This window comes from Stenotrophomonas sp. P5_A9 (genome assembly GCF_056400525.1).
The window spans coordinates 1-9,458 of sequence record NZ_JBFULC010000095.1 but is presented as its reverse complement, the minus strand read 5'-3'; the positions used below and the strand labels follow the sequence as shown (position 1 = coordinate 9,458).

Annotated in this window: 8 protein-coding genes and 2 tRNA genes; 3 read left to right on the top strand and 7 right to left on the bottom strand. The window is 67.2% G+C overall.

The window, feature by feature from the left end:
* Positions 1 to 118 precede the first annotated feature (118 nt).
* Positions 119 to 194, top strand: a tRNA-Glu gene (locus AC1DR7_RS19240).
* Positions 195 to 237: 43 nt separating this feature from the next.
* Here AC1DR7_RS19240 and AC1DR7_RS19235 read toward each other — a convergent pair.
* Positions 238 to 654: a GNAT family N-acetyltransferase gene (locus tag AC1DR7_RS19235; RefSeq protein ID WP_457319664.1), complete on the bottom strand. Its 417-nt coding sequence runs from the start codon at positions 652 to 654 to the stop codon at positions 238 to 240.
* A gap of 84 nt (positions 655 to 738) precedes the next feature.
* On the opposite strand from AC1DR7_RS19235, the gene AC1DR7_RS19230 reads away from it, so the two are divergent.
* Positions 739 to 1,695, top strand: a complete 957-nt coding sequence (locus AC1DR7_RS19230; protein ID WP_457319665.1) for an SOS response-associated peptidase family protein — start codon at positions 739 to 741, stop codon at positions 1,693 to 1,695.
* Positions 1,696 to 1,705: 10 nt separating this feature from the next.
* Here the strand turns inward: AC1DR7_RS19230 and AC1DR7_RS19225 are convergent, their stop codons facing one another.
* Entirely contained in the window at positions 1,706 to 2,086 is a 381-nt protein-coding gene (locus AC1DR7_RS19225; protein ID WP_256777212.1) for a response regulator, read from the bottom strand.
* 124 nt (positions 2,087 to 2,210) lie between these two features.
* Here AC1DR7_RS19225 and AC1DR7_RS19220 point away from each other — a divergent pair.
* Positions 2,211 to 2,297, top strand: a tRNA-Leu gene (locus AC1DR7_RS19220).
* 212 nt (positions 2,298 to 2,509) lie between these two features.
* Here AC1DR7_RS19220 and AC1DR7_RS19215 read toward each other — a convergent pair.
* The 5 genes from AC1DR7_RS19215 to AC1DR7_RS19195 form a co-directional block, all read right to left on the bottom strand.
* On the bottom strand, positions 2,510 to 3,277 hold the full coding sequence (locus AC1DR7_RS19215) for a helix-turn-helix transcriptional regulator (RefSeq protein WP_457322102.1): 768 nt from the start codon (positions 3,275 to 3,277) through the stop codon (positions 2,510 to 2,512).
* 74 nt (positions 3,278 to 3,351) lie between these two features.
* Positions 3,352 to 3,936 (bottom strand): pilin, encoded by a 585-nt coding sequence (locus AC1DR7_RS19210; protein ID WP_478051642.1) that lies wholly within the window; start codon positions 3,934 to 3,936, stop codon positions 3,352 to 3,354.
* A gap of 20 nt (positions 3,937 to 3,956) precedes the next feature.
* Positions 3,957 to 4,403 (bottom strand): pilin, encoded by a 447-nt coding sequence (locus AC1DR7_RS19205; RefSeq protein ID WP_256777215.1) that lies wholly within the window; start codon positions 4,401 to 4,403, stop codon positions 3,957 to 3,959.
* A gap of 362 nt (positions 4,404 to 4,765) precedes the next feature.
* Complete coding sequence (locus tag AC1DR7_RS19200; RefSeq protein WP_457321268.1) at positions 4,766 to 6,619, bottom strand: methyl-accepting chemotaxis protein; 1,854 nt, start codon at positions 6,617 to 6,619, stop codon at positions 4,766 to 4,768.
* 306 nt (positions 6,620 to 6,925) lie between these two features.
* A complete protein-coding gene (locus AC1DR7_RS19195; RefSeq protein WP_478076622.1) occupies positions 6,926 to 9,133 on the bottom strand; it encodes a PAS domain S-box protein in 2,208 nt (735 codons plus the stop codon).
* Between the last annotated feature and the right edge of the window lie 325 nt (positions 9,134 to 9,458).

Here is a 9,458-nt window from a genome sequence, read left to right as displayed (position 1 = left end):
TAGCTCAGCTGGGAGAGCGCCTGCATGGCATGCAGGAGGTCGGCGGTTCGATCCCGCCTGGCTCCACCACTTCTCCGGACACAGGCCGTCCGACAGAAGCCAAAATTCGGTTTAACGCGTCCCCATCGTCTAGAGGCCTAGGACATCACCCTTTCACGGTGGCGACCGGGGTTCGAATCCCCGTGGGGACGCCAGCTTCAAACAAACAGCCCTGACTTCGGTCGGGGCTTTTTGTTTTCAGCCGATGACCTTGGCCATCCCCACCGATCGCGGCGCGGTTTCCACGAACCCGAACTGCGCATACAGGGCATTGGCCTGCCCGTCGGCGATCAGGCTCACATACGCGCCCACCGCATTGGCGTGCAGCCACTGATCCAGCTGCTGCATCACCGCCTTGCCCAGCCCCCTGCCCTGCCATTGCGGCAGCACCGCGATATCCACCACCTGCAGGAAACACCCGCGATCGCCGATCAGCCGGCCCATCGCCAGCAGGCGTTCGCCGTCGCGGATACTCACCCCGAACACCGTATTGGGCAGGCCCACCGTGGCCGCCGCCAGCGACTTCGGGCTCAGCCCGGCCAGCACCCGCAGTTCACGGTATTCGGCAACGCTGGGCGGATGGGGGAAACACTGCAGGCCATCAGGCAGGGACATGGCGGAACGCACTCCGGTGAATGGACCATCAGCATGCACCTTCCCTTTCTCATCGGGTGCGACCAATCGCCTTATCCTGTGCGCATGTGCTACTCCGCCCAGATCCGCGCCGATTACACCAAGCTGGTCCGCGAGTACGGGGCCATGATGTCGCTGGACGAATTCGCCCAGCTCTACGCCCACGACGCCGGCAAGCAGCGCCCCAAGACGCCCAAGGCCATGGACGATGGCTTTGCCGGTGCGCGCACCGCCCAGGGCCAGGACATCGTGGCGAAGATCCAGCAGTGGCACGCCGAGGAAATGCAGACCCTCGACCAGGAGATCCGCCTGCAAAGCGCCCGCCTCACTGCGGCCGAAGCTGCCCTGGCCGCCCGCCCGACGCAGAAGGCCCGCAACGAGGCGCGCATCGCCGGCAACCGGGTCGAACGCGCGCAAGCGCGCCTGGATGACCTGCGCCGCAGCGGGTTGCTACCGCGCGACAGCCGCATCTTCCCCGGCGTATACGCACCGGTGATCGTGTCCGAACACGGCCAGCGCGTGATCAAGCCGATGCGCTACCAATGCCGCCTGCCGGACAAGCCAGCGCGTAACGACACCCTCTACCCCGGCACCTACAACGCGCGCCGCGACAGCCTGGAGCCCTACTGGAAGAGCGCCTTCGGACATCGCCACGGCGTAGTGGTGGTGCAGTCGTTCTACGAGCATGTGCCGCGCCACGCGCTGGAGCAGCGCGCACTGGCGCCCGGCGAGAAGCCGGGTAACGTCGTCCTGGAATTTCGACCGCAGCCACCGCGCGATCTTTTGATCGCCTGCCTGTGGTCGGAGTGGGAAGGTCCGGAAGGACGCCTGCTATCGTTCGCCGCGATCACCGATGAACCGCCGCGCGACGTCGCTGCGGCCGGCCACGACCGCTGCATCGTGCCGATCCGGCCGGAATACCTGGATGCGTGGCTCAATCCGGACCCACAGGACCTGGCCGCGCTTTACCGCATCCTGGACGACCGCGAACCGGTCGACCTGGCGCACACCGAAGCGGCCTGAGCCGCCGCGATCAGCTGGCGACCGAGGCGCCCTGCAGCGCGCGGGCCAATGCCGCAATCAACTCGGCGGTCAGGTACGGTTTGCTCAACACCACCCCCGCACGCAGCGCCGCCGGCAGATGATCCGGGGCCATGCCGGTGGTCAGCACGAACGGAATCCCGCGCGCACTCAGTGCCTCGGCGACGGCTTCACTCGTTTCATTATTGGCCAGCCGGTAATCCAGCAACGCCACCTGCGGCTCGCTTGTGCCCAGCAGGCGCAATGACTCGGCAACCGAGGCGGCAAGGCCCACGACAACGGCGCCGGACTGTGCCAGCTGCATCTGCAGCAGCGCCGCGCTCATCTCGTCGTTCTCCACCACCAGTACGCGCAGATCCTGCAACGTGCTCATTCCGGCTCCCTGTATGGTTCAGCGCGATGAGTATAGCGTGCCGGTCCGATGACGCCGACATGCGGTCTGAAGCATTCAGGCCTCCCCAGACCGTCTCAAGTTGTATACACTACGCGGCCAGCCAGCCGAAGTGGCGGAATCGGTAGACGCAGCGGACTCAAAATCCGCCGCCCTTAAAAGCGTGTGGGTTCGAGTCCCACCTTCGGCACCATGGAATTGCAAAGGCCAGATCCGACGGATCTGGCCTTTTGCGTTTTGGGGTACCGGGGCACCCTTTCGGCGAAGGAACGCCCATGCCGCACGCCCCGCTCAGATACCCCTGGCAGCCCGTCCGGGAACTCGCCATCTGCCCCGCTACCTCGCCCGCCTCAATGCGGCATCGAGCATCCATCGTGTGGAAAGGCGGAACTGACGGTAACAGCGTCAGCGCGCGCAGTAGTTGCCCAGGCTGACCCCGAAGCTGGCGCGGAAGGCGCGCAGGAACGTACCGGCATGCTTGAAGCCGATGGCGGGGGCCGCCTCGTCAACGGACATGTCGCCGCGACGTACCCGGGCAGCGGCGTGCTCGAGCCTTACCCGCGTCCCGAACTGTTGCGGCGATTGATCGTAGGCAGCCAGAAAGGCTTCGGAGAAATATCGAGTGGGCAGGCCTACCCACTGCGCCAGTTCGCGCGCGCTGACGGGGCGCTCGAGGTGGCCGTGCACGAACAGACACGCGTTCTGCAGGCAGGTCAGGACCTGGTGCTTGCGCACCATCGAGGGTCCAGGGCAGCGCGCCGCCCGCGAAGCGATGTCCCGCTGCAGCTCGGCCATGAGCAGCAGCAGGGGGCGCGGGTCGGCGGGACGGTCCATGTCGGTGCCCCGCCCCCCGGCGATCCGACGCCATACCCGGGTTGCCATCTGCAGGTCGCCACGCGGCATCCGGCCCCTGCCGGGGTATAGCGGGGACGCACCTGCACCCAGCGCGGTCAGGGTATCGGCGCTCAGGCAGACGCCCACGCACATGCCGAGGCGCCCGGCCTGAAGGAGCGGCCCAGCCTCGCGCCCGAGCATGAGCCATTCACCGCGACGCAGCTCGAAGCGGCCTTCCGCACTTTGGATGACGGTAGTGCCGCGCAACTGCATCCACAGCGTGGTGACGCCTGGCGGTATCCGCACCGGTTCGCCGGAGGAATCACCGGGAATGGGCATTGCGCTGCATTGCCGTGCCGTCCCGCCGGCGTACCGGGACAGACGTGGACCGACCACGGCGACGGCAGCACAGTTCATGGTGAGCGGCGCGCGATATGGGGGACGCAGCCTTCCGGCGCCCAATCGGTGCGCGAGACCGCAGCATGCGAGCGGGTCGTGCATCGCCACCCCGCCTCGGCCGTGTAGTCCAGGGCGACGAAGTCGAAGCGCGCGCCGCCACAATAGAGATGTGCGGTGCGTGCAGAGGCGATGATGTCCACGACGATGGTGGTGCACAGCGAGGCCGGCCCATTGAGTCCGACCGCAGCAGGATCACTGACGTAGTCCCACGGTGATTCATGGGTCGCAAGGCGCTCGGCGCCGGCCTTGCCTTCGGATATCTCCGCCAACATCGCACTGATACGCGCGCGTGCCGTGTGGTTGCGGTAGCCGGGAATGGCGAAGGTGAGCAGCACGGCCAACGTGCCCACGGCAATGATCAGCTCGATCAGCGTGATACCGCGCTGGCGCGGTGGCATGGCGAGGCGTTGATTGACGGTAGCCCGTGGCGTGGACAGGTGCGTGGGTGTCACAGCGATGACGGCGTTTTCAAGCAAAGCGACCATGGCCTGGCGTTGATGGCCAGTGACCGAGGCCGCGCCATGCGCCGCCTCGGCCACTGGTTCATCCCGCACGACTATCAGGGCGTAGTGCTGCGGCAGTTCGACGGCAGCAGGGTCTTGTCAGACATCGAGCCGGAGCAGCTCCAGGCGCCCTGGATGTCCCGTGCCAGGGTGAGCGTACCGTTCACCTTGCCACTCCCAACCAGGGTGCAGATCAGGCTGGCCGCACCGGTCGGCGCCATGGTCAAGGCAATGTCACTGCACCGGGACGTCTGGTCGGTCATGCCGATGTCGCCCAGGTCCGACGTCGTCGGCCCGCCCTCGGCGTAGATCGTCTCCACGCCAAGCTTGCCCGGGGTCAGCTCAGCCAGCGCAGCCGAGGTCTGCGACTTGGCGACATAGTTCTGGTACTGCGGCAGGGCGACGGCCGCCAGGATGGCGATGATGGCGACGACGATCATCAGTTCAATCAGGGTGAAGCCGCCCTGGCGTGCCTTGGCATGGGTTCGATTGAGAGGGTTCATTTTTATCCTTGAAAGCGTGGGTGGTGAGTACAACTGACTGCATCTGCGCAACCCGAACGTGGGTGGAACGCGTGCCGACAAGGAGACCACCGCGCCCCCGAAAGGCGCCATGCAAGGAGTGGTAAAAGCACGTTGAATGACGTGTTTTGCAAGGATTTGCAGCTAGCGTCATGCCATGCAACAACGAGCACATTGGTGCTGGCCGCATTGCCAATCGACGACGCTTTATCAGCCGGCAACGCGTCATGGCGATGCGCACAAGCTCGGTGTCCGCGCCGAGGCCGACCGGTTCACCCATGCCTACGGGCAGGGCCTGGCAACCGCACCCCGCCCGCATGTCGGCGCCGCAGGGTACGCGTGGGCTAGACCAGCCGCAGCGTTGGATGCCCGCCGTGCATGGCCACCACGCCGGCCGTGCGCGCGGCGCCCTGCCCGGCATCCACCCGGAACGCCGCCACGGTCTGCAGCAGCTGGGTGGCCTGCTCTTCCATGCTGCGCGCGGCGGCCGAGGCTTCTTCGACCAGGGCCGCATTCTGCTGCGTGCCCTCGTCGATATGGTCGACGGCCTGGTTGATCTGGCCGATGCTCTCGCTCTGCTGCTGGGCCGCGGTGCTGATCTCGGTGATCAGTGCGCTGACCCGCTTCACGTTGACCACGATCTCATCCATGGTGCGGCCAGCGCTTTCGACCTGCCCGGTGCCGGTGCCGACCTTCTCCACCGAATCGGCGATCAGCTGCTTGATCTCCTTGGCGGCGCTGGCCGAGCGCTGCGACAGCCCGCGGATCTCGGTGGCGACCACGGCGAAGCCGCGCCCGTGTTCGCCTGCTCGTGCCGCTTCCACTGCGGCATTGAGCGCCAGGATGTTGGTCTGGAAGGCGATGCCGTCGATGACCCCGATGATGTCCACGATGCGGCGCGAGGACTGGTTGATCAGCGCCATGGTCGAGACCACTTCATGCACCACGTGCCCGCCCTGCGCGGCCACGTCGACCGCACCACTGGCCAGCTCGCTGGCCTGGCGCGCGTTGGCGGCGGTCTGATGCACGGTGGCGGCCAGTCCCTTCATCGAGACGGCGGTCTCCTCCAGCGACGCCGCCTGCTGTTCGGTACGCTCCGACAGGTCGCTGTTGCCCTCGGCAATCTCGCTGGCGCCCACGGCAATGGTGTCGGCGGCGAACTTGATCTGGCTGATGATGCCCGCCATGGCCTCGACCAGCGCGTTGATGCCCTCGCAGAGTTCGGCGATCGGCCCGGTCTTGTCCTGCGTGGCGATATGCCCGGTCAGGTCACCGCCCTTGGCGGCCGCGACCACTTCGCGCGTCTGCGCGACGGCCTGCTGCATGGCATGGGTATCGCGCACCTGGGCGGTGATGTCGGTGGCGTATTTGACCACTTTGAACGGACGCCCGTTCATGTCGAAGATCGGGTTGTAGGAGGCCTGGATCCAGACCTCCCGGCCCCCCTTGCCCAGCCGTCGATACTGGCCGGCGTCGTATTCGCCGCGCCCCAGCTTTTCCCAGAACTGCCGGTATTCCAGGCTCTGCCGGTACTCGGGCTCGACGAACAGCGAATGGTGCTGGCCGCGCACTTCCTCCAGCGTGTAGCCGGTGGTGGCCAGGAAATTATCGTTGGCCGACAGGATGCGTCCGTCCAGGCTGAACTCGATCACCGCCTGCGACTTGTTGATCGCCGCCAACTGGCCGGAGAAATCGGCCGCCTGCTGCATCTGCGCGGTGATGTCGGTGGCGAACTTCACCACCTTGTACGGACGCCCGTTGCCGTCCAGTACGGGGTTGTAGGAGGCCTGGATCCAGATCTCGCGGCCGCCCTTGCCCAGCCGCCGGTACTGGCCGGCATCAAATTCGCCCCGCCCCAGCGTGGCCCAGAAATCACGGTATTCCACGCTCTGCGCCAACGCCGGTTCGACGAACATCGCATGGTGATGGCCCTGGATCTCGTCCAGCCGATAGCCGACGGCCTGCAGGAAGTTGTCGTTGGCCTGCAGGATGGTGCCGTCCAGGTCGAACTCGATCACCGCCTGCACCCGATGCAGTGCGGCAACCTGCGCTTCCAGCTCGCACTGGCGGCGCTGTGCAAGTGCGTTGGCGGAACCGCGCGCGTCGCGGCGGGCCACGAAAGGCGCCACCAGTGCGCGCCATGGCGAGCCTGCGCCGGCGTCGGCGTCGGCGACCTGTTCCTGCACAGGCGCGTGCATGCGTGAAATATGCATCATGTGATCCTCGGTGCCCGGTTGCTGGGATCCGACGGGCGCACCGCCCGGCGGCATATCGTCTGGCTTGGGGACTACGAAGACGTCAGTGGGGTGACGTCACGGCAGCGGCATGTACAACATGGTCCTGCTTCCTGCAGACGCTTTGTTGCAACGGCATGCGGTCCAGGCCACACAAGCGGGGCAGCCACGGGCCAACGCGGAGCCAAGCGACGGCGGCTCCAGTAGGGATATCGACAGGCATGGCGGAAGCTTTAGCGGCAGACGGGCCGCACCGACCACGGGCGTTGGCTACCCTTCCCCGCCCTCGCTGCTTTCCACTGCGTCGAGCGGGTCGGGCAGTTGCCCGCCGCTCGGGGTTTCCACCTGGACGTTGTCGCGCCCCTCGGCCTTGGCCCGGTAGCACTGGGCGTCGGCAGCGGCGACCGCGTCGTCCACGCTCATGCTGCCGCCGATCGCGGCGATACCGATGCTGGCCCCGACCCCCAGCCGCTGCAGGTCCCAGGGAATGGTCAGGCCGCGCACCGACTCGAGCAGGTCGCTGGCGATGCGGCGGGCACGCTTGAGCGAGCAGCCGGCCAGGATCACCGCGAACTCGTCACCGCCCAGGCGCGCCACGATGTCCGAGTCGCGCACGCCATGGCGCAGCACGTTGGCCACCGCCCACAGCATGGCATCGCCGGCCAGGTGGCCGTGGTTGTCGTTGATCGGCTTGAAGTTGTCCAGGTCGATGAACATCAGCGAGGCCGACTGCCCGGTGCGCGCCACGCGGGTGATCGCCTGCTGCAGGTGGGCTTCGAACCCTCGCCGGTTGCTCAGTTCGGTCAGCGGATCGACCTCGGCCAGGTGCCGGGCCTCGCGCTGGCGCGCACGTTGCTGGGTCACATCGCGGATCACCCACACCGCCCCGCTGGTCTTTCCGTCTTCGCCGCGCAGCCAGGCGCGGGTCACATCGACCGGCAGCAGCCGCGCGCCGACAGACAGCAGCAGGTCCGAGTGCAGGTCCACTGCGTTGCTTTCCGGGTCCAGCAGCACGGCGATGTCCAGCGGCGAGCGCGGGGCGTACTCGGTGGTCAGCTCCATCACGTCCTGCACCTGGCCGTTGGTCAGCGGCGCGGCGCCGGCGCCGGCCAGTGCGCGGGTGGCGGCCGCGTTGGCGTACTGGATCTGGCCGTGCAGGTCCAGGGTGAGCACCATGTCGGCCACCGCATCCAGGGTGATGCGGGTGCGCTGTTCGGACTCGCGCAGTTGCTGGCCGCTCTGGCGCTGGGCGGTGACGTCCTGGATCTGCGAGACGAAATGCAGCGGTTCGCCGTTTTCGGCGCGCACCAGCGACACCGACAACCGTCCCCAGACGATGTTGCCGGCCTTGCCCAGGTAGCGTTTGTCCATGTGGTAATGGTCGCGACGCCCCGCCAGCAGATCCCCGACCAGGGCCAGGTCGGTGTGCAGGTCATCGGCGTGGGTGAGGGTCTGGAAATCGATCTCCAGCAGCTCGGCGCGGGTATAGCCGAGAATGCCGCACAGCGCGTCGTTGACGTCCAGCCAGCGGCCTTCCAGCGACACCAGCGCCATGCCCAGCGCGGCCGAGGAAAACGCTCCGGCGAATTTCTCCGCGGCCAGGTAAGCCTGCTCGCGCACTTCCAGCATCGGAGTGATGTCCACCGCCATGCCGACATACCCGATGCGGTTGCCGCCGGCGCAGTCCAGCGGACTGATCGACAGGCGCACCTGGCGGCGCTGCCCGTCCTTGCGCACGAAGGTCCACTGGTGCGACCAGGTACCCTGCGCGGCGCGCGCGGTAAGCGCCTCGAAAACGGTCGGCAGGCGCCCGTCCGCATCGGCTTCGGGCTGCAGGTAGGCCTGCATTTCCGCCACATCATGGAACAGGCTCGGGTTGACTCGGCCGATCACTTCGTCCGCTCGATAGCCCAGCAACTTCTGCGCGCCGGTGTTGAACAGGTTGACCACGCCGTCCACATCGRTGGCGATCACCGCCACTTCGTCGGACGCATCCACCACCGCCTGCAGGCGCTGGCGCATGTTGGCCGCATCCTGGCGCGCGTTCTGCAGGTCGGTCACATCGGCATGCGCGCCAGCCATCCACAACGGGCGGCCCTGCGCGTCCCACTCGTAGACGCGGCCGCGGTCCTGCACCCAGATCCAGTGCCCGTCCTTGTGGCGCATGCGGCACAGGCTGTCGTAGTGCGCCGACCGGCCTTCCAAGTGGTCGTGCAACAGCGCGTTGGACTTGCCGAGGTCATCGGGGTGAACCAGACGGAAGAAGGTCTCCGGGGTGATCGGCGCCAGTTCGTCGCGGGTGTAACCGACAATCTGCGCCCAGCGCTCGTTGATCCGCATCTGACCGGCCTGGATGTTCCACTCCCAGGTGCCGGCGGCGGTACCTTCGATGATCATCTCCAGCCGGCGGTGCTGCTCGGTGATGTCGCGCAGCGCCGCGTCGATGCTGTGTTCGGTCGCGGGGTCGCGGCGGCTCATGGGCACGGCCACGCGCACGGCGCCGTGTGGCGTCGTGCGTCGGTCCGCCTTGTCAGGTCCCTGGTCATACGGCCTCCCCGCCTGCCCAAGCTACGGGCATTGAAGGCGAAGTGTGAACAAAGCCGGGTGAAACCAGAAGTGCCATCGGTCCAGACAGGCCCGGGGCCGCCCGAAAGCGTCCCCGCTCTGGACCCGCCGCCGGCTCAGCCGCCCCGTTTGGCGCGGGCGAAGGCGTCGGCCAGGGCATTGTTGGCCGGCGGCGTGGCGCTGCCCGGACGCGGCCCGGCGGGGGCGCCACGGCCCCCATTGCGCTGGCCACCGCCAC